Annotated in this window: 25 protein-coding genes; 21 read left to right on the forward strand and 4 right to left on the reverse strand. The window is 42.4% G+C overall.

The window, feature by feature from the left end:
- Positions 1-62: 62 nt before the first annotated feature.
- A complete protein-coding gene (locus DT065_RS12940; RefSeq protein WP_114374088.1) occupies positions 63-2,210 on the reverse strand; it encodes a copper-translocating P-type ATPase in 2,148 nt (715 codons plus the stop codon).
- Between the two features lie 294 nt (positions 2,211-2,504).
- Between DT065_RS12940 and DT065_RS12945 the strand changes: the two genes are divergently transcribed.
- From DT065_RS12945 to DT065_RS12975, 8 genes are all read left to right on the forward strand, one after another.
- Positions 2,505-2,831, forward strand: coding sequence for a (2Fe-2S) ferredoxin domain-containing protein (locus tag DT065_RS12945; RefSeq protein WP_114374090.1), 327 nt, complete (start codon positions 2,505-2,507; stop codon positions 2,829-2,831).
- Positions 2,832-2,854: 23 nt separating this feature from the next.
- Positions 2,855-5,272, forward strand: coding sequence for a heavy metal translocating P-type ATPase (locus DT065_RS12950; RefSeq protein ID WP_114374091.1), 2,418 nt, complete (start codon positions 2,855-2,857; stop codon positions 5,270-5,272).
- A 12-nt stretch (positions 5,273-5,284) separates the two neighbouring features.
- Positions 5,285-5,455, forward strand: a complete 171-nt coding sequence (locus tag DT065_RS18955) for a hypothetical protein (RefSeq protein ID WP_160112548.1) — start codon at positions 5,285-5,287, stop codon at positions 5,453-5,455.
- 13 nt (positions 5,456-5,468) lie between these two features.
- Positions 5,469-6,143 carry a DUF8832 domain-containing protein gene (locus tag DT065_RS12955; RefSeq protein ID WP_114374093.1) on the forward strand — a complete coding sequence of 225 codons (675 nt, stop codon included), beginning with the start codon at positions 5,469-5,471 and terminating at the stop codon, positions 6,141-6,143.
- A gap of 13 nt (positions 6,144-6,156) precedes the next feature.
- A complete protein-coding gene (locus DT065_RS12960; protein WP_114374095.1) occupies positions 6,157-6,429 on the forward strand; it encodes a glutaredoxin family protein in 273 nt (90 codons plus the stop codon).
- Positions 6,430-6,459: 30 nt separating this feature from the next.
- Positions 6,460-6,846 carry a transcriptional regulator Spx gene (gene spx / locus DT065_RS12965; RefSeq protein ID WP_114374096.1) on the forward strand — a complete coding sequence of 129 codons (387 nt, stop codon included), beginning with the start codon at positions 6,460-6,462 and terminating at the stop codon, positions 6,844-6,846.
- A 92-nt stretch (positions 6,847-6,938) separates the two neighbouring features.
- Positions 6,939-7,145 carry a copper chaperone CopZ gene (copZ, locus tag DT065_RS12970; RefSeq protein ID WP_114374098.1) on the forward strand — a complete coding sequence of 69 codons (207 nt, stop codon included), beginning with the start codon at positions 6,939-6,941 and terminating at the stop codon, positions 7,143-7,145.
- A 71-nt stretch (positions 7,146-7,216) separates the two neighbouring features.
- Positions 7,217-7,501 (forward strand): metal-sensitive transcriptional regulator, encoded by a 285-nt coding sequence (locus DT065_RS12975; RefSeq protein WP_114374100.1) that lies wholly within the window; start codon positions 7,217-7,219, stop codon positions 7,499-7,501.
- Positions 7,502-7,897: 396 nt separating this feature from the next.
- Here DT065_RS12975 and DT065_RS12980 read toward each other — a convergent pair whose 3' ends face one another.
- From DT065_RS12980 to DT065_RS12990, 3 genes are all read right to left on the reverse strand, one after another.
- Positions 7,898-9,040 (reverse strand): site-specific integrase, encoded by a 1,143-nt coding sequence (locus tag DT065_RS12980; protein ID WP_114374102.1) that lies wholly within the window; start codon positions 9,038-9,040, stop codon positions 7,898-7,900.
- The gene (locus DT065_RS12985; protein WP_114374104.1) at positions 9,037-9,504 is read right to left on the reverse strand and encodes an ImmA/IrrE family metallo-endopeptidase; all 468 of its coding nucleotides are present in this window, start codon (positions 9,502-9,504) and stop codon (positions 9,037-9,039) included. The genes DT065_RS12980 and DT065_RS12985 overlap by 4 nt, the downstream gene beginning before the upstream one ends.
- 139 nt (positions 9,505-9,643) lie before the next feature.
- Positions 9,644-10,024: a helix-turn-helix domain-containing protein gene (locus DT065_RS12990; protein WP_114374106.1), complete on the reverse strand. Its 381-nt coding sequence runs from the start codon at positions 10,022-10,024 to the stop codon at positions 9,644-9,646.
- A gap of 152 nt (positions 10,025-10,176) precedes the next feature.
- On the opposite strand from DT065_RS12990, the gene DT065_RS12995 reads away from it, so the two are divergent.
- The 13 genes from DT065_RS12995 to DT065_RS13060 all read left to right on the forward strand — a co-directional run bounded on the left by DT065_RS12995 (position 10,177) and on the right by DT065_RS13060 (position 17,542).
- Positions 10,177-10,389, forward strand: a complete 213-nt coding sequence (locus DT065_RS12995; protein ID WP_114374108.1) for a helix-turn-helix domain-containing protein — start codon at positions 10,177-10,179, stop codon at positions 10,387-10,389.
- A gap of 47 nt (positions 10,390-10,436) precedes the next feature.
- Positions 10,437-10,667, forward strand: a complete 231-nt coding sequence (locus tag DT065_RS13000; RefSeq protein ID WP_114374110.1) for a DUF7667 family protein — start codon at positions 10,437-10,439, stop codon at positions 10,665-10,667.
- On the forward strand, positions 10,664-10,945 hold the full coding sequence (locus tag DT065_RS13005) for a helix-turn-helix domain-containing protein (protein WP_114374112.1): 282 nt from the start codon (positions 10,664-10,666) through the stop codon (positions 10,943-10,945). The genes DT065_RS13000 and DT065_RS13005 overlap by 4 nt, the downstream gene beginning before the upstream one ends.
- Positions 10,946-10,996: 51 nt before the next feature.
- Positions 10,997-11,587: a helix-turn-helix domain-containing protein gene (locus DT065_RS13010; protein ID WP_160112549.1), complete on the forward strand. Its 591-nt coding sequence runs from the start codon at positions 10,997-10,999 to the stop codon at positions 11,585-11,587.
- A 78-nt stretch (positions 11,588-11,665) separates the two neighbouring features.
- A complete protein-coding gene (locus DT065_RS18960; RefSeq protein WP_160112550.1) occupies positions 11,666-11,815 on the forward strand; it encodes a hypothetical protein in 150 nt (49 codons plus the stop codon).
- A gap of 231 nt (positions 11,816-12,046) precedes the next feature.
- The gene (locus DT065_RS13020; RefSeq protein ID WP_160112551.1) at positions 12,047-12,787 is read left to right on the forward strand and encodes a DnaD domain-containing protein; all 741 of its coding nucleotides are present in this window, start codon (positions 12,047-12,049) and stop codon (positions 12,785-12,787) included.
- 4 nt (positions 12,788-12,791) lie between these two features.
- Positions 12,792-13,127 (forward strand): replicative helicase loader/inhibitor, encoded by a 336-nt coding sequence (locus DT065_RS13025; RefSeq protein ID WP_114374119.1) that lies wholly within the window; start codon positions 12,792-12,794, stop codon positions 13,125-13,127.
- The gene (locus DT065_RS13030) at positions 13,120-14,412 is read left to right on the forward strand and encodes a replicative DNA helicase (protein WP_114374121.1); all 1,293 of its coding nucleotides are present in this window, start codon (positions 13,120-13,122) and stop codon (positions 14,410-14,412) included. Before DT065_RS13025 ends, DT065_RS13030 begins: the two co-directional genes overlap by 8 nt.
- A 226-nt stretch (positions 14,413-14,638) precedes the next feature.
- The gene (locus tag DT065_RS13040; protein ID WP_114374125.1) at positions 14,639-15,061 is read left to right on the forward strand and encodes a hypothetical protein; all 423 of its coding nucleotides are present in this window, start codon (positions 14,639-14,641) and stop codon (positions 15,059-15,061) included.
- Positions 15,062-15,242: 181 nt separating this feature from the next.
- Positions 15,243-15,674 carry a hypothetical protein gene (locus tag DT065_RS13045; protein WP_114374127.1) on the forward strand — a complete coding sequence of 144 codons (432 nt, stop codon included), beginning with the start codon at positions 15,243-15,245 and terminating at the stop codon, positions 15,672-15,674.
- 198 nt (positions 15,675-15,872) lie between these two features.
- Positions 15,873-16,142: a hypothetical protein gene (locus tag DT065_RS13050; RefSeq protein ID WP_227002600.1), complete on the forward strand. Its 270-nt coding sequence runs from the start codon at positions 15,873-15,875 to the stop codon at positions 16,140-16,142.
- On the forward strand, positions 16,139-16,414 hold the full coding sequence (locus DT065_RS13055; RefSeq protein WP_227002602.1) for a hypothetical protein: 276 nt from the start codon (positions 16,139-16,141) through the stop codon (positions 16,412-16,414). The genes DT065_RS13050 and DT065_RS13055 overlap by 4 nt, the downstream gene beginning before the upstream one ends.
- Positions 16,415-16,432: 18 nt before the next feature.
- Positions 16,433-17,542 carry a hypothetical protein gene (locus DT065_RS13060; protein WP_114374129.1) on the forward strand — a complete coding sequence of 370 codons (1,110 nt, stop codon included), beginning with the start codon at positions 16,433-16,435 and terminating at the stop codon, positions 17,540-17,542.
- Positions 17,543-17,545: the final 3 nt, after the last annotated feature.

Consider the following 17,545-nt stretch of genomic DNA (forward strand, 5'->3'; position numbering starts at 1 on the left):
CGTGAGGGGTTTCTAATTGATTAGTGGTATTTGTCCCGAGTGGTGGAGGATGCACAGGGTATTTATTTCATCTTGAGCGTCTGGGCATTGATCGCTACGATAACGGTACTCAGTGACATGAGGACCGCACCTAAAGCTGGATCAAGCAGGAATCCCCATCCGGCGAGCACACCTGCCGCGAGCGGGATCGCAACGATGTTGTAGCCAGCAGCCCACCAAAGGTTTTGAATCATCTTGCGATAAGTGACTCTTGACAGATCGACAATGGATACAACATCGAGTGGATCGCTATTGACGAGCACTACATCGGCTGTTTCCATAGCGACATCTGTTCCGGCTCCAACGGCTACGCCAAGATCAGCATTTGCAAGTGCTGGAGCATCATTAATGCCATCCCCGGTCATGCCGACCCGTTTCCCATCTTTCTTCAATTCTTTAACTTTTTCCGCCTTCTGATGTGGGAGAACTTCGGCAATGACTTGATCAATTCCAATTTGTTTGGCCACTTCTTGGGCCACTTGTTCGTTATCTCCGGTTAGCATCACCGTTTCCATGCCGATTTGGTGCAAGCGATCAATAGCCTCTTTTGCGGATTCTTTAACAGCATCAGCTAAGGCAATCGCACCGAGCAATGTTTGCTCCTGAAGGACAAAAACAACGGTCTTGCCTGTTTCCGAGAGTTTGGATAAGCGCTCCTTATCATAACTGATCCCTTCTCTTTGCAGATGCCCCGGGCTGACGATCGAAATAACCTTCCCATCAACGTTTCCGGTAATTCCTGCCCCTGTTATTGAATCAAAGTCCTCCGGTTGGGGAATGTCGATATTCTTTTCTTTTCCTTTTGCTACAATGCCGGCAGCGATTGGGTGCTCTGATTGAGACTCCAACGATGCCGCCAATCTTAGCAACTCCTCTTCGGATACGTTGTTTTCTACCGGGATAATGTCTGTTACTCCGAACTCCCCGTGCGTTAATGTTCCGGTCTTGTCAAATATCATTGTGTCGACCCTTCGGGCGCTTTCAAATCCGATGCGGTTTCGAATGAATAACCCTTTTTCAGCCGAAATTCCTGTGGAACGTGCAGCCACTAATGGAATCGCGAGACCAAGGGCGTGCGGACAAGAAATAACAAGTACCGTGACCATCCGAGTAACCGCAAAATTCGTATCCACACCAAGGGCCATCCAAGTGCTGAAGGTCACGATTCCGGCAACAACAGCGACGTAGAACAGTAGACTGGCGGCACGGTCTGAAAGCATTTGGGTTCTTGATTTACTTTCCTGTGCCTCTTTGACCAGTTGTACCACTTGCGATAAATATCCTTCATCGCTCGTTTTGGAGACTTCGATTGTCAAGGAACCGGATGAGTTGATCGATCCGCCGATGACTTCGTCTCCATCACTTTTTTCAACAGGCTCGGATTCCCCGGTAAGCATCGATTCATTGATCGAGGATTTTCCATTTAGAATATGGCCATCCGCCGGTATTTTCTCGCCTGGTTTAATAAGCAGACGGTCGCCCTTTTTAAGATCAGAAACAGAGACGGTTATGACTTGATCGTTCTCATCGAGCTTATTGGCTTCTTGAGGCATGAGTTCTACAAGGGATTCAAGTGAGTCGGATGCTTTCATCACGGATTTCATCTCAATCCAGTGACCAAGAAGCATGATGGCAACCAATGTGGCGAGCTCCCAGAAGAAATCCATCCCTTCAAGACCAAAGACTGTAGCTGCACTGTAGACGTACGCAACGGAGATAGCAAACCCGATGAGGGTCATCATTCCCGGGGATTTGTCTTTAATCTCGCTCACAAGCCCCGTTAAAAATGGCCAACCCCCGTAGACGAAAACAATAGTTGCCAAGATGAGTTCAACGGCTGTATCGCCGGGAAATGCAACGGTATAGTTAAAGAACATCTGAATCATATCGGACAATATGATAATAGGTATTGCCAGAATAACCGTGACAAAAAAGCGTTTTTTAAAGTCGGCCATCATATCTCCATGATCGCCATGCCCGTGATGACCATGGCCGGAATGGCCACCATCGCCACCGTGATGATCATGGTCGTCATGCGCATGGTGGCTATGATGATTGTGATGATCATGACCATGATGATTATGGCCGTGATGATCTTCTTTGTGGTGAGTATGATGATCTTGATCCTTGTGATGGTGCTGTTCATGCTCGTGATGATCCTTTTTGGACATTTTATCTCCTCCTTGTAAATATTATACCCCGTATAGGTATAATTGAAACACACTTATGATACCCCGTCAACATAGCATTCGCAATTGTCATGCCTTTTATAACTCGTGCTTCTGAACTTTCGTGACAATAAATAAAGAAAAAATATGCCCAAGAAGGGTATCCAAACGTGGATGTAGGTTTTGATAAAGTGAAAATTTGTGCTTTACATACCTTATAGGGGTATTGTATATTCTTTTCAGAAGCTATTATGATTTGTGTGTTTTTCATTCGCCCTAAACGGGAGGTGGGAGTGGATGGATTTAAATGGTTTTGGTCACCACTTACTGCTTTGCAATGGGAAATCTTGCATAAGAAACGGTGCCGAAGCAGTTACCAAGGCGATACGAAAAGACATTCATGATCAAAACTTAACGTATACAATACACACGACAAAAACGTTGTGTAATGGTCAATGCAAACATGGTCCTATTGTTGTTTTATACCCTCAAGGGTATTGGTATCGTTCCATGACACCGACGCTTGGGAAAGCACTCGTGGGAAGCATCGTTACCCACCATCCGTTGAAACAATCTCTTCTTTATTCATACGCACGCAAAGGATTTCGATCAGAGCTTTTCTAACGAGGAGAAGGAGATGAAAACAAGTGGAACAAAAAGAAGCGTCCCTACAAATCGCAGGCATGACCTGTGCGGCTTGCGCCACAAAAATTGAGAAAGGCCTTGCCAAAATCGACGGGGTTAGTGAAGCAAATGTGAATTTTGCGATGGAAAAAACCAATGTTGTTTACGATCCCGATCAGACGGATCTCCAAGATTTTGAAGAAAAAATTGATAAACTTGGATATCAAGTGATTCATGAAAATCAAACCTTTGATATTTCGGGCATGACCTGTGCGGCTTGTGCGACAAAAATTGAAAAAAAGCTATCAAAAATGGAAGGAGTCTCTTCGGCAACGGTTAACTTTGCCATGGAGAATGTTTCTGTCGAATACGATGAAGGTCAAGTTACCGTCGGAGATATGATGGAAGGGATCCGCAAATTAGGATATACCCTTAAACCACAAAAGTCGCGGGACGAAACGGTGAGTAGAAAAGACAACGAAATACGCAAGCAAACCGGCAAATTTGTTTTCTCGGCGATATTAACATTGCCACTGCTTTGGACAATGGTGGCCCACTTTGAGTTTATGTCGTTCCTCTATTTGCCAGATATGCTCATGAATCCATGGGTGCAGCTAGCGCTTGCGGCCCCCGTACAATTCTTCGTTGGCGCCCAGTTTTACAGTGGTTCCTACAAAGCCTTGAAAAACAAAAGTGCAAACATGGATGTATTGATTGCGCTTGGGACGACGGCGGCCTTTTTATACAGTGTCTTCTTGGGTTGGGAATGGTACGCCACCGGCCAACAAGGGATGCCGGAGCTTTACTTTGAGACTGCAGCTGTGATCATTACGCTCGTGGTCCTCGGGAAACTGTTTGAAGTACGTGCCAAAGGACGCACGAGCAAAGCGATTGAAAAGTTGCTCGGAATGCAAGCCAAAACGGCACGCATCATTCGTAATGGCGAGGAAATGGAAGTCGCTATTGAAGAAGTGCTTGTGGGAGACACGGTTATGGTGCGCCCTGGAGAGAAAGTGCCGGTGGACGGAAAGATTTATGAAGGGCAATCGGCCATGGATGAATCGATGATCACCGGTGAAAGTATTCCGATTGACAAGAAACAAGGAGACGAGGTCATCGGGGCAACGATCAATAAGAATGGGCTTCTCAAAATCGAAGCTACGAAAGTCGGGAAAGATACGGCGCTTTCCCAAATTGTGAAAGTTGTGGAAGAAGCGCAAGGAAGCAAGGCGAATGTCCAACGGATGGTTGATAAAGTGTCAGGGATTTTTGTGCCTGTCGTTGTCTTGATTGCCATTACAACATTTCTTGTTTGGTATTTCGTGATCAATCCCGGAGATTTGCGTTCAGCGTTAGTGCCCCTCATTACGATCCTTGTCATCGCTTGCCCCTGTGCGCTTGGATTAGCAACACCAACATCCATTATGGCAGGTACGGGTCGCTCTGCTGAAAATGGTGTGCTCTTTAAGGGCGGCGAGCACTTGGAAAACACACGTGGGATCCAAACGATCATACTTGATAAGACGGGAACGGTGACAAAGGGAGAACCTGCATTGACCAATGTCAAAGTAGTCCCTGATTTCAATGAGGAATCGGTGCTTGCAATCGTCGGTGCCGTAGAAAAAAACTCGGAGCACCCCCTTGCAGAAGCGATGGTCAAAGGCATTGAGGAAAAGGGAATTCCATTGCGAGAGAGCGAAGATTTCGAAGCGTTGCCAGGATATGGGGTGCGTGCCTTTGTCGACGGAGACGAAATCATTATCGGGACACGCAAACTCATGCAAACATCATCCGTCCCGATCGGATCTTCTGGTGAAGAGATGTCTGGCCTTGAGAAAGAAGGAAAGACAGCGATGCTTATTGCTATTGACGGTAAGTATGCCGGGATGATTGCCGTTGCCGATACGGTGAAAGAAACGTCCAAAGCAGCGATTCAACGGATGCATGACCTCGGCTTAGAAGTGGCCATGCTGACGGGAGATAACCAGCAAACGGCCGAAGCGATCGGCAATCAAGTCGGGATTGACCGTGTGATTGCGGAAGTGGTCCCGGAACAAAAAGCCGAAGAAATTAAAAAGATCCAAGACCAAGGCAAAAAAGTTGCCATGGTTGGCGATGGCATCAACGATGCACCGGCACTCGCGGTCGCCGATATTGGGATGGCGATCGGAACGGGGACGGATGTGGCGATTGAATCCGCCGATATTACGCTTATGCGCGGCGACTTGCACAGTGTGGCTGATAGCGTTCAGCTCAGTACAAAAACGTTTCGCAACATTAAGCAGAATCTGTTCTTTGCCTTCTTTTATAATACGGCATCCATTCCAGTTGCCGCAGCCGGTCTACTTGCTCCATGGGTGGCCGGGGCAGCAATGGCCTTCAGTTCGGTATCCGTTGTATTGAATGCCTTGCGTTTGCAACGTTTGAAGTTAAGCCGATAAGGAGGAAAGAACATGAAAGTTAAACACTGGGCGCTCGTGGGGGTCTTGTATGTGGCGGTTGTTATTGGCAGCTACACGGCCATCACGGGTGATAACCCGTTAGAGAGCAATGACATGCATGAAGATCACGGAAGTAGTGAAGAAGTATATGAGAGCCATGAAGTATCATCAGCGTATACTTGAGGAGGACGAAGTAATGGATGATCACCAAAACCACCAAACTGCTGGAGAATCCGAAGTCCATACCGATGTTTCCTATCACAATGGCGAAGCCCGTGTTCAGCTGGAGGATGTACACGGAACGGTACCTGAACTAGAAGAAACCCACGAAGAAACGATGCATTTAATCATCGTCTCCAATGACCTGGAAGACTTTATCCACCTTCATCCTGAACGCGTGGAGGATGGGGTTTATGCCGCGTCTATAAAACTTGAAGACGGTCGTTACCAAGCCTTTGTCGATATTGCTCCGAAGGATCGAAACTATGTTGTCCAACCGAATGACCTTCAGGTAGGCGAAGAGGATCAGCCCAATCCCTCAGCTTCCCTCTCGGCGAGTAAAGATCGGACTCAAGATATCGATGGGAAGACGGTCACCTTGGAAGCAGAAGGTTTGAGCACCAACGGTCCTACGACGCTAGACTTTTATTTGCATGGTGAAGATCCGGAACCCTATTTGGGGGGCCTAGGACATGTGGTCATTCTTGATGAAGCTGCGGAGACATTTATTCATGTTCACCCGACTTCAGAAAATGGGACCACTTTTGAAACCCATATTAATCACCCGGGGCTGTATAAGGTATGGACGGAGTTCAAATATGAGGATGTTGGTGTTATTACGTTTCCATTTATCATTCAAGTGGAGGAATGAGAGGAGGATCATTATGTATGAACTCGAGCTATATACGCATCCACTTTGTTCCGACTGCAAAGAAAGTAAAGCGTACTTGGACGAACAAAATGTGCTTTACACGGAGTATGACGTAAGCAAAGCAGCCGAGAAAGAAGATGACTTAAAAAAACAAACCGGATCGAAAGTTGTACCGGGTTTTGTTTTCACCAAAAAGTCACTGCTGGGAAAAATGAAAAAACCACTAGTCTTTACTGGATTTGAGCGCAATGCATCTGAGATAAAATCGTTGATTCAAAAGATGTGATTTTACTGTAAACTAGGAGTGGATCAGCACATGATTACCGTGTATACATCATCAAGTTGTTTGTCATGCCGGAAGACAAAGGATTGGTTACGAGAACATCGGCTTCCCTTTCGTGAAATAGATATAACGAAAACGAAACTGACCATCGATGAGGTCAAACACATTTTTTCATTGACAGAGAACGGTATCGATGATGTCATTTCCAGACAATCGAAGGCTTTTGCAGAATTGGCGCTCGACATGGAAGGTTTATCTTTGCATACACTCTTCCAAATCATTTGTAAATATCCATCGCTTTTAAAACGACCGATTATTATGGATGATAAGCAGTTGCTCGCTGGCTATCATGAGGAGGAGATCCGCCGCTTTCTCCCACGATCTGTTCGAAACCAATTAAAGGAGGGGATATATGTGTAGGCAATGACGTTAGAATAAAATGATACCATGCATTGCAAACACGTGCCGAAAGTTATTTAGCTATACAAGAGATACGAAAGGAGCAAAAAATCATGAAGGATATGACATTAAACGTACAAGGGATGTCTTGTGGTCATTGTGTAAACTCCATTGAAGGTAATGTCGGCAACCTAAATGGCGTAGATAATGTGAAGGTTCATTTAAGTGAAGGAAAAGTAGATGTCACCTTTGATCCGAACAAAGTAGATCTGGAAAAAATAACAGAAGAGATTGAAGATCAGGGATATGATGTAGCCTAAATATTAAAAGTGGAGGGATCGCGCGCGTAAGTGCACGGTCCCTTTAACCAATGAACGAGGAGGTAAAACGTATGTCAGCACAAGAAAAAGGAACTGTTCAGCCAAACAAACAAGAATTACTCAATCGCTTGAAACGTATTGAAGGTCAAGTGCGTGGGGTGCAAAAGATGATTGATGAGGATAAGTATTGCGTAGATATCCTCAATCAAATTTCGGCGATTCAGTCAGCCATGAAAAAGGTGAGTATTTCTTTGATGGAAGATCATACAAACCACTGTGTCGCCAATGCCATTCAAGAAGGCAACAAGGAGGAGATGATCGATGAATTGATGGATGTCATGAAGCGATTAATGTGAATGTAAAACGAGGCGCTTAAGTTGAATAAGAATTAGCGCCTGTTTTCCTTTTTAAAGCCAGATTCTTGAATAAGAGTGCTACCCGATGGGAATTGCAGAAAAATAAATTTCCACTTTATAATGAAATTAGTGATAATAATTTATATTTATGGATTTGGAGTGAGAAAAATAGAAAATTTGGTATCAACGATTGTTACATCTACTGCAGCTCTCGTTGCAAATCTACACGATCTTAAAATAAGCGTGAGCAACAGTAAACATCTTTTTTATCACAAATGTCGCTTGCAATCACTGTATTAATGTGAACAGTGAATAAACCAATATTTGAAATAGCCGCATCTTTCTTCACGGCGTCAAAAGTGAAGAACTTTATTTTCACCTAACAACTATGTGACACTAACGAGCGCTTGTATGGTTGGATATATCGGGAGGATCAAATATCATGTTTCCGAGTTTTTGTGCAGCTGTTTCTTGCAATCCTGGCATTAAATGCGAGTAAGTGTCGATTGTAACTTGGATTGAATTGTGACCTAATCTTTCTTGAACAATTTTAGGATGGAACCCTAACTTTAGTAAATGTGTTGCATGTGTGTGCCTTAATTCATGGAATGTAATGGGTTTGACGTTTAAGGGTTTTCTAATTTGATAATATGCTCTAAGTAAATTCCGATGAGAAATGAGGGTTCCCCACTTTGTGGAAACAACTAAATTCTTATTTTCATAAGCTTTTCCTAATTTTAATTGCTGCTCTTTTTGCCATTTCCAATGTCTTTGTAACTCGTTTACGGTTTGATCTGGAATAGATACAAGACGGGCACCAGCATCTGTTTTAGTTGTGCTGATTTCCATATTTCGGCGTAACGACTTATCAATAGATATCGTTTTCCGTTCCATATCAATCTGATTCCATTGCAGTGCCAATATTTCACCCTGCCTCATGCCTGTAGATAAAGCGAGGTGGAAGGCTATATATAAATAATGTTTTTTTGCTTTTTTTAAGAATTCTTGTGTTTCTTGCTCATCCCATATCTCAATCCTTGTTTTCTCAAATGAAGGGAGATCTGCCAAAGTTGATGGATTGTCTTTGAGGAGCTTTTTCCTTATAGCCTCGTTCAATCCAGCCTTACAGATGGAATGATGGATTTTTCGAATTGTTGCGGGCGATAACTTTTTTTCATTTAGCAAATGATTATAAAAATCGTCGAAGTCCTCAACCTCTAAATCTGTCAGCTTAATGGTATGAAAAAACTCTGAAACGTGCATATCGACAAGATAATGATAAGTTTTAGCTGTTCCTTTTGATAGAGAGTTTTGGCGTCCGTTCACCCAGTTTTGAAGAAAATCAACAAATGTAATGTTTTGTGGTGGAACATAGGTGCCTTCATTCACATCATTAAGGGTATTGGACATGGCTTTTTCAGCTAACTTTTTTGTGTTATACCCAGAATAACGTTTCTGTTTCCTTTTTCCACGCTTATCTCTACCGTAATCAATCCTAAAGCCATATCCGTTAGCAGTTTTGTATACTGAACCTCTCATATAATCTTCCCCCCTTTTATGGTGATGTGTGTTTTAATCTGTTCCATGCGTCTCTCAGCAAAAAAGATGGGAATATTAAATACATAGGATAATGTGTATGGTGTTACTTCACAGAATTTTTTGATCAGAAAGTAGGGCATAGAAGCGTGTAAAGCAAATCTGTATGCTTGCAATTCCATAAAAAATGATACGCCCTTTAACGCTTTTTTCTGGTCAATATTATGAAGGAGAATATGACCAAGCTCATGGAAGAAATCCCAACGTTGATAATGAGAAGGTATACGCTTGTCCAGGGATATTAGTTTGTAATGGCCAACTTGTAGAGAAGACGTTTGTGAATAAGAATAATCGAGATCAATCATGAACCGTCGGCTGAGTGTTTCTAATGAAAGATCATTCAAAGAGCAAATGTTTCTTTTTTTGTAGGCCTCATTAACGATTTGGCGAATGGTTGAATGAAACATTTTACCACCCTTTTAAAAACATATGTTCGGTTTAATGAATAATAAAGGATGAGGAGAGAAACGTCAACCAAATTTTAGAAATTTAATTCATTTTTTTCTTTAATAGAAAATCAGAAAGGGTCAAGATCGTACAACTATTTCACTCTTCTCTATCTCCCTTCCTGTAAAGTTCCTCCCACCGCTTTTTCATTTTCCGAAATCGCTGTAATTCTTCTTCCAGATGCTCTTTTTCTTCTTCTGTTAGACTTTCATATCCCCCGGAAAAGAACATTTTCTCTTCCTCGTTATCAGCTGAAGGAAGCGATTGAGTATTGGGGTCGTCGGTGAGTCCGAGTAGATAGTCAGAAGTAACATCATATGTTTCAGATAGTTTTTTAATCATTTCAATGGAAGGCTCATTTCTCCCTTGTTCATAGTAGCCGTATCCACTTTCCGTAATACCTAATATCTTGGCAACTTTTTGTTGGGTGAACTTATGTTTTTTTCTTTGTTCCTTTAATCTTTCTGCGACATTGGACATAAAAATCATTCCTCATTCATGTAAGTACCCTCTATTATACAACTATAAGTTGGGTGATAAAATAAAAACAACAAAAAGTTGGTTAAAAGTATTGACCACAACGTTATGTTGGGTTAAGATGAATGCAACAAAACGTTGGGAGGTGCTCGTGAATGGAAAGCCAACGCCGGTATGAATTAATCAAAGCAAGAAAAGACATAGGGTTTTTTCAAAAAGACGTAGTTGCTTTGTTGTCAAAAGATCATGATATCAAAATAACTGAAAGTTATTATGGCATGATCGAACAAGGTGTTAGGACACCTAATTTAATTTTAGCACTTTCAATCTCTAAAGTTTTATCAAAAGATCCAGAAAAATTTTTTTAATCATATGCACAACAAAATGTTGCGTTGATTAAAAGGAGATGAGCTACATGAATCCTGTTGCCGAACGGTTAATTGTTCTTGTCCTGGAAGCTGATAAAAGAACTCTAACCCAAACAGAGTTGGTAGAACTTAACGAGAGCAAACAGTATTTCGATAATTTCTTCTGGGAATACGAGAAATTAAATGTCATGTCTTATGTCGCATCAGAGACCAACGATTACAAGTGGCAACATGACATTCTTGAACGTGTTGAACAACTGAAAGGAGGGCGAGCATGAGCATTGAAGAAACCATCCAGAAAGCTGTTCAGGAAGCCATGCAACCATTAGAAGAAAAGCTAGACAAACTGACTGTTCATGATGATCCATATCCTCGCAGGCTCACGGTTAAAGAAGCCGCAGAGATTCTCAGAGTTTCTGAAAACCGAGTAAGAGAACTCGCTAACTATGTCGAAGGTTTTCCGTCCACACGTGCTGAGGGTGAAAAGAGTCGAATATATATCCCACGCGACCGCTTATATCAATGGATCGAGAATAACCATGAGCTCATCCCATAATATCTATCTATAATCTACCAATATATCGCGTCTAAAGGAGGACAAAATAAGGTGAATACGTACTATCGTAAATCAAATCTCGGGGAGTGGTTGCGGTACTTTAGAATAAATAGCCGAGACTCTAGCATTGAATCGCAAAGTTCATTAGGAAAGGAACTACATTTGGATCAAAAGCAAATCTCAAAAATCGAACGCGGGGAAGTAGAGCCACGAATCGAGACTGCTTTTAAATGGTGTGAGATTACTGGGTGGGAAGAAGGTCAAGACATCATCGCCCATATGTACCAACTCCATCCATTTGCAGTTCCGCCCGTACATCCAGAGTTGAGCCAGCGTCTATCAGATTCAATTGGGAACATGCGTCAGCAAATGCTGACAGCAATTGAATCACTCGATCACATTGAAAGGGTCAACAATAAACGTAGGCCTGGCAGAGATTTAGAAATCGATGATGTATTAAAGAAGAGGATTAGCGATCTGTTCGACCTTATGCCAGCTGTAAAAAGCATGATGTACGCCGCAAAACGTGACATCGGTCTTGATATTAAAGAAATCAATCAAATGTGGACCCGTTGGTGCGTCGCAGATCAAGTGGTTATGCCGACACTAAACCAGATGGAGCAGGGGAAGGTGATGGTGTGAAGGAAAAGATGATTCTACACCTGTTCTATTGCTCGATTATCACGACAATGATTATTACAACGATATGGGGGTGAAAACATGCATCGACGCAAGTTGCAAGAACTCAAAGAGGACGCTGATATGATGGCCGATCATGGCACAGTGCCTGTCAGCGTCAAGGAATTGAAGGATCTAATCAGCGTTTATGAGGAGGCTAAATATGGTTCCGGATCTTACAAATGTGATTGAGATGGAGAACAAAGGTTATATCGGCACACTGTTTTGGGTGAAAACACGGGGTGACACAGGTATTAATGAACAATGTAACAATATAAATCCGTTTGAGGGGGTACTCAAACGGATCGAAATTAAAAAGAGGATGTTTACATTGTACTGTATTCCCCGAGAGTTCGCAATGGGAGCTTAATTTAATTAGAGTTGAAGGCAAAACTGCTATTTGTAACCGAAGTAGGTGATGACATGAACTATATGAAGGAGCTTAATGCCTTTAGGGATTGGCTGCTTATGAACGATCTGCCCACCAGTGCAATTGCTTTATGGCATACACTGATGTCCATAAACAATATGACCGGCTGGAAAGAACGATTCAATGCGCCAAATTCCACAGTAGAACGATTGACCGGACTTTCAAAGCAAGGGCTGGTTGATGCTCGAAAGGTACTGATCAATAATAACTTGATCGAGTATCAAAAAGGTAAAAGAAATCAAGCTCCTGTTTATAAAATGATTTCATTAGTCAACTCAGATGACTTAAGTTCTTACCATACACTTGACTCAAATTCCGACCAAACGCTTGACTTAACATCTGATCAGAACTTGACCATACCTAAACAGAAACGAAATGGTCATGAAGGAGAGGAAGATGAAGAAGAGACGCGCACAGCAGATCCATATGTTGTCTATCAAGAAAACTTTGGAGTGATGCGACCGATGATCAACGAATCCATCAGGGAGTGGTGTACGTTTTTTTCCTCAGAAGTTGTCGTTGCTGCAATCAAAAGAGGTATAAAGCAAAATGCTCGATCTTTTGCTTACATCGAAAGCATTCTCAGGAATTGGTCTCAACAAGGAATTAAAACAATCGAGGATATCAAAGCCCATGAAAAGCAAACAAGCCAAAAGTCAAATACCATTCCTTTCCCAAAGCATAAAGATCAGCGATTAGAAGCACTTCAACGAATGCGAGAAAAGGGGGAGTAAATCCATGGAGTACAATCTTGCTATAGATATTTTGGAATCGATTGCGGCTGTATATCCCCGATTCGAACTTAGCGAAAAGAAAATCAAAATAATCATGCCTGCCCTTCTTAAAATGGATTATGAAGGCGTTATGGACAATGTTGAGCGTCATGTAACAAAAAATCCTTTTCCACCTACGATCGCTGAAATTGCTTCGTACCCTGCTCAGAAAAATGAAAACCTTGAGAAATGGCAGGAATGGGAATTGGAGGCGTCAAAAGTTTCTCAAGAACGTAAAAATCAATTCGCTATCGATCTTAAAAAGGTATTAGCAGAGAAAGCGAGTGATAGGAATGATTGAGTGTATAGAGTCCGAGCATGCGGTGTTAGGGTCGATTCTTATTGAACCTACATTAATACATGAGTCGGTGCTCCAACCATCCTATTTCGCAAAGGTTGATCATTTCCTCATTTTTAAATCCATGAGAACGGTCGAAGAGGAAGGAGCAGAACCTGAGTTAGCCGCCGTTACAACAGCATTAGGAGAATCCACAAATCAAATCGGTGGGATTCAATACCTGACACAGCTAGCAGGTTCAGTCGCAACGACTGCTACGTTTAACCATCATGAACGTAAAATAGTAGAAGCTTACCAACTCAGAGAAAGCCGCAAAGCAGCGATTCGATACGTGGAAAATCCGAAAGATTCTGCTTTTCAGCGATTATTTCAGGAATTAACGGATCTTCAACGTTTGGGAGAGATCAACAAAGAGAAAACGTTAAAGGAATGGTTGTATGAGATCTCTGATGATATTAGTGGTACACAGAAAGAAAATCAGAACAGTTACAAGACAGAATATGAATCTTTTGATCAAATGACTGGCGGGTTACAACGGAAAGAATTGATAGTTGTCGCTGCTCGTCCCTCCATGGGAAAGACAGCCTTTGCATTAAACATTGGATCTAGCCATTGTAAAAATAAAGGCAGATGTCTTTTATTTAGTCTTGAGATGGGGTCCAAGCAGCTATTACACCGGATGATTTCGGCGGATGCCCAAATCGATGGTCAAAAATGGAAATTTCCCTCTCGATTTTTTAGTGAAGAAGACTATGATCGGGCAACGACGTCAATCGCTACGTTACTAGATTGGAAGTTAGATATGTACGAGAATACATCGTTGATCAATGATATTTGTTCCATTTCCCGCCAGACGGCAAGGGAAAACCCAGATGATGACTTACTCATCGTGATCGATTATTTACAGATGATCCAAGGTTCCGGGCGTTATGAGCGTAAAGATTTGGAAGTAGGCGCCATTACTCGTGAACTTAAGCGACTGGCTACGGATCTCAATATTCCTATTGTTATTTTATCTCAACTATCAAGAAATGTTGAAAACCGTCATAATAAACGCCCAGTGATGGCTGATCTTAGAGACTCTGGAAATATCGAGCAAGATGCAGATGTAATTGCTTTTTTATATCGCGAGGAATACTATGACCTTGAATCCAATCATCCAAACCAAGTAGAAGTGGATGTTTCGAAACAGAGAAATGGACCAACAGGAACGATTAATCTGGGCTTTATGAAAGAATGTGGGCGTTTCATTGATATCGACGGTAAGCATGAAAGGAATGTCGTATGAATCAATATCAATGTTTTGGTATGTTAATGAGCTACTATGAGACGGAAAAGGCAATTATCCCCCTTGAGGACCTAGAAAAAGGGGCCTCTTCAACGGAGTTAGTCCAGGGATTGTATTTGTTCATCCATTATTTAAATGGTAAATATAAGTCCGTAAATATAGATTCAAGTTCCTATGTCGGGGAATAAATGTCTGTTCATAGTTGCATCAGAATGGAGGTTGTATCATGAATAAAATGGAGATTCATGAAGCTCTTATGAATTATAAATGGATGATAAACGTCCTTGTCACAAAACGTCAAGAAATGACTGGTGCTAGTCAAGCGATGGTATCAAAATATGGTATAGAAGCGACACTACCATCTGACAGCACTCCGTCTGACCCTGTATATAGTGAAATGTTAAGGATTGAACGTTATGATAAAAACACGAAAAACTTGCAACGTAAAGTTTCATTTATCCAGCGCCATTCTGAAGGAATTACAGATATCAAAGATCAAATCATTTTAGATGAATTATTAAATGGAAAAACATTGCGGAGAATTTCTAGGGAGCATCATTTATCGGTTGCAGCTGTCAAACGGCGAAAAGACCATATTATCGAAGAGATGCATTTGAATGCTGAATGTGAACAATATGTACAAACGTAACAATGTAAACATCTGAAATTCTTTAGACAGATCAAAGCATAAATCTTTATAATAAAGGAAATACATTTATCTTTGAATCATTGAAAATCGTTCGTTGATGTTGTAGCATCTCCCTAACTCATCTTTCGAAAGGGTATTAGTTCTATAACTGGGCATTAACATTTTTGTCAGGAGGGATAGTATGAAAAACAACAAAAGTTTCCTTTTCGGAGGAGTGATTAGTTTTTCCTTGTTACTAACAGGATGTGGGGAGAGTGCAGGGGTGGAATCTTTGTCTCCCCAAGAAATGGAAGGGTATTTAGAAGAAAACGAGGAAGCCTTTGTCTTAACGACGCAAACCGAAGACGAGGAAGAACACCAAGAGGCCGTAAATATTGTTGACGAAAATATTGATAACATTTCTGTTAAAGAAATCAATGCTCAATCTGAACAGATGCTTGATAATGATCTTTTGTTAGAGGATGTTGGCATTGATGGGCCGAGTGTATTCAATTCATTAAGTTATTATGAAAATGGAGACTTAGAAGAACGAATCTCGGTGAGTGAAGTCGATTATGATAGCGAAGATGCGTTAGCCTCAGAGATACAAAATTTTGATCGTTCATTTGAATAATCATTTCATTAAGGGTGCAAGCAACAAACAACATACATTCTTGTCCACTCATCGATGAAGAAGTTTAATGAAGAGAACAGTCATACAAACTGTTCTTTTTTTATGCCATAAAAGGGGGTGATGCAGAGCATTCACACACGAAGCGCAAGAGGCGCTTCTTTTTTATGTCGGAAGCACATTAGGAAAGGATGATGATGCATGGCTTCGCAACGCGATGTTAAGCAATCAAAAGAGTTAGTACAAACGCTGTTAGGCATCAAGGGCGAAATGTACAACGATTGGCTACACGCCCAACATCAGGCGTATATCAGTGAACACCAAGATTTGATCATGGAAGGTTTGCTCCATTATCAAGGGATTCAAGAAGAGAAAACATCGAAACAGCCGTCGGAGAAGAAAAATGTCGACAAAACGAAAACCGATGAGCACGCACATTCATCACCATTACAAGGAGAGGAAGAAGCATGAATACAATGATTCAATGGGTGGAATCGATGATTATTATGGCAGCCATTGATAACATACAAAACACGGGTGAATCGATCTTATTGGGCATGCAAGTCGTGGGTGGTGTCGTGGCAGCGATCGCGATTGGGGTTGGATCTTATTTCCTTATGGCTGGTGGCGCACGTGGACGCATGATGTCGGTTGGCTGGTTTGTTGGTGCTGCTGGTGGCTTGGTTATGCTCCTAGGCGCACTCGCCTTTAGTCAGTGGATCGAAAGCACTATCACATTTTAAACAAGGGGGGAGAAAGCGATGCAGGTATTATTTACGACACCTTTGGAGGAAGAGATTCCAGCCTTCCAATCACTTTCTTTGACGGACGCTGTGCAACTGACCAATGACATCGATCAACGCCTAAAAAAGCAAAACAAATCACCGGTGGCGTTGGACTTTATGGTCCATGACGGGGAAGGTCAAAAATTATATACCGGAACCTATCATATCGGTTCGTCGTTCGCGGCGAACCTGTATGAACACATCTGTTACCGGTTGATTGAACGGCGCATGCGCAGAGATGAAGAGATCCAACAACGGGATCGGTTGCTTCATCAACTCACCCAAGAGGCGCCATCCGCGCTGCGTATCGATGTCAACGATCACTTACGTCGTCAAGAAGAAGCGAACCAAACGTGGTGGAGCCGGTTAAGCCCTAAGGCACGGATCATGGGTGGCGCGGCCGCAGGGGTTATGCTTTTGGTTATGGTTTTTGCTATTGGCATGGTGGCGGTGGTGAGTGACCAATCGAATGCGCTCGCCGCGATGCATCAATCCTATGAAGAAGAACAACAGATGAATGATCTCTATGCGGAAGCCATGGCAGGTGACCCCGATACGGCGATCGACGTGCTTCAAGAAAAAAACGATCGCAGTGATCAAGAAACCGCCGTACTTGTCCATTTATTAATTGGGCAAGGCGCCTACGAGGAAGCAATTCAGATGACCGATCAATCGGCAGAGGCTATCGCGAGTGCGATCTTTGATCAACAAGGTATCGAAGCACTTACGGCATTTCAAGAGGAACATGAAACGGCCGTTGGCCACTTTGAATTGGCCTATGAAGACGCACGCTTTGACGATGTGGTGGCGGTTGACGACGTGCCGATGAACGCAGAACGGCAAGAAAAATTGGGCTACGCCTATATGAAAACCGGCAATGTCGACGAAGCCAAACAAATGGCCAGTGAGATTAGCAGTGAAAGTCTGAATGATCATATTCAGACTTATGAAACATTAACGGCCGATATTGATGATCGTCAAACACAGATCGACGAAGAAGAAGAGGCAGACGATCCGGACGATGACCAAATCGAAGAATGGGAAGAAGAAATCGCAGATTTGGAAACCCAAAGAGATGACTTATAGAAA

Source organism: Salicibibacter kimchii, assembly GCF_003336365.1.
In the GTDB taxonomy this organism is placed as follows: domain Bacteria; phylum Bacillota; class Bacilli; order Bacillales; family Marinococcaceae; genus Salicibibacter; species Salicibibacter kimchii.

What these genes read in the sequence shown, in the direction of transcription:
- DT065_RS18960 (WP_160112550.1), top strand. Translation starts at nt 11,666, where the DNA reads ATGCATCGACGCAAGTTGCAAGAACTCAAAGAGGACGCTGATATGATG.
- DT065_RS13020 (WP_160112551.1), top strand. Translation starts at nt 12,047, where the DNA reads ATGAACTATATGAAGGAGCTTAATGCCTTTAGGGATTGGCTGCTTATG.
- DT065_RS13025 (WP_114374119.1), top strand. Translation starts at nt 12,792, where the DNA reads ATGGAGTACAATCTTGCTATAGATATTTTGGAATCGATTGCGGCTGTA.
- DT065_RS12975 (WP_114374100.1), top strand. Translation starts at nt 7,217, where the DNA reads ATGTCAGCACAAGAAAAAGGAACTGTTCAGCCAAACAAACAAGAATTA.
- DT065_RS12985 (WP_114374104.1), bottom strand. Translation starts at nt 9,504, where the DNA reads ATGTTTCATTCAACCATTCGCCAAATCGTTAATGAGGCCTACAAAAAA.
- DT065_RS12945 (WP_114374090.1), top strand. Translation starts at nt 2,505, where the DNA reads ATGGATTTAAATGGTTTTGGTCACCACTTACTGCTTTGCAATGGGAAA.
- DT065_RS12955 (WP_114374093.1), top strand. Translation starts at nt 5,469, where the DNA reads ATGGATGATCACCAAAACCACCAAACTGCTGGAGAATCCGAAGTCCAT.
- DT065_RS13030 (WP_114374121.1), top strand. Translation starts at nt 13,120, where the DNA reads ATGATTGAGTGTATAGAGTCCGAGCATGCGGTGTTAGGGTCGATTCTT.
- spx (WP_114374096.1), top strand. Translation starts at nt 6,460, where the DNA reads ATGATTACCGTGTATACATCATCAAGTTGTTTGTCATGCCGGAAGACA.
- DT065_RS13055 (WP_227002602.1), top strand. Translation starts at nt 16,139, where the DNA reads ATGAATACAATGATTCAATGGGTGGAATCGATGATTATTATGGCAGCC.
- DT065_RS13045 (WP_114374127.1), top strand. Translation starts at nt 15,243, where the DNA reads ATGAAAAACAACAAAAGTTTCCTTTTCGGAGGAGTGATTAGTTTTTCC.
- DT065_RS13040 (WP_114374125.1), top strand. Translation starts at nt 14,639, where the DNA reads ATGAATAAAATGGAGATTCATGAAGCTCTTATGAATTATAAATGGATG.
- DT065_RS12980 (WP_114374102.1), bottom strand. Translation starts at nt 9,040, where the DNA reads ATGAGAGGTTCAGTATACAAAACTGCTAACGGATATGGCTTTAGGATT.
- DT065_RS12995 (WP_114374108.1), top strand. Translation starts at nt 10,177, where the DNA reads ATGGAAAGCCAACGCCGGTATGAATTAATCAAAGCAAGAAAAGACATA.
- DT065_RS12940 (WP_114374088.1), bottom strand. Translation starts at nt 2,210, where the DNA reads ATGTCCAAAAAGGATCATCACGAGCATGAACAGCACCATCACAAGGAT.
- DT065_RS12960 (WP_114374095.1), top strand. Translation starts at nt 6,157, where the DNA reads ATGTATGAACTCGAGCTATATACGCATCCACTTTGTTCCGACTGCAAA.
- DT065_RS13060 (WP_114374129.1), top strand. Translation starts at nt 16,433, where the DNA reads ATGCAGGTATTATTTACGACACCTTTGGAGGAAGAGATTCCAGCCTTC.
- DT065_RS13050 (WP_227002600.1), top strand. Translation starts at nt 15,873, where the DNA reads ATGGCTTCGCAACGCGATGTTAAGCAATCAAAAGAGTTAGTACAAACG.
- DT065_RS13000 (WP_114374110.1), top strand. Translation starts at nt 10,437, where the DNA reads ATGAATCCTGTTGCCGAACGGTTAATTGTTCTTGTCCTGGAAGCTGAT.
- DT065_RS18955 (WP_160112548.1), top strand. Translation starts at nt 5,285, where the DNA reads ATGAAAGTTAAACACTGGGCGCTCGTGGGGGTCTTGTATGTGGCGGTT.
- DT065_RS12990 (WP_114374106.1), bottom strand. Translation starts at nt 10,024, where the DNA reads ATGTCCAATGTCGCAGAAAGATTAAAGGAACAAAGAAAAAAACATAAG.
- DT065_RS13005 (WP_114374112.1), top strand. Translation starts at nt 10,664, where the DNA reads ATGAGCATTGAAGAAACCATCCAGAAAGCTGTTCAGGAAGCCATGCAA.
- copZ (WP_114374098.1), top strand. Translation starts at nt 6,939, where the DNA reads ATGAAGGATATGACATTAAACGTACAAGGGATGTCTTGTGGTCATTGT.